The organism is Pseudomonas viridiflava, from assembly GCF_900602065.1.
Taxonomy (GTDB): Bacteria; Pseudomonadota; Gammaproteobacteria; order Pseudomonadales; family Pseudomonadaceae; genus Aquipseudomonas.
This window is the reverse complement of sequence record NZ_UWFN01000359.1, coordinates 1-335: the sequence shown is the minus strand read 5'-3', so window position 1 is coordinate 335 and position 335 is coordinate 1. Positions and strand designations below refer to the sequence as shown.

Below are 335 nucleotides of genomic sequence, written 5' to 3'. Positions count from 1 at the left end.
GCGCTGGTCCCGCCGCTGGCGCAACTCTGGGCCCAAGGGCGCGACTGGGAGGACAGCGACCTGACCAGCCTGAAGCTGCTGCAAGTCGGCGGCTCGCGACTGGACCCGGCACTGGCAGCCCACCTGCTTGAAGCGCTGGACTGCCAAATACAACAGGTGTTCGGCATGGCCGAGGGCCTGCTGTGCTACACCCGCCCGGACGATCCGCTGGAAGTGGTGCTCAATACGCAGGGCCGTCCATTGTCGCCGTTCGACCAGGTTCGTCTGGTGGACACCGACCTGAATGACGTTGCTCATGGCCAGACCGGCGAACTGCTGACCCGCGGCCCCTACAC

1 protein-coding gene is annotated in these 335 nt (G+C 66.3%); it reads left to right on the top strand.

Annotated features, from left to right (window positions below; genetic code table 11):
* Window positions 1-335 (top strand): AMP-binding protein (locus EE949_RS28955; protein WP_164666855.1); only part of this gene is annotated, 335 nt, incomplete at both ends.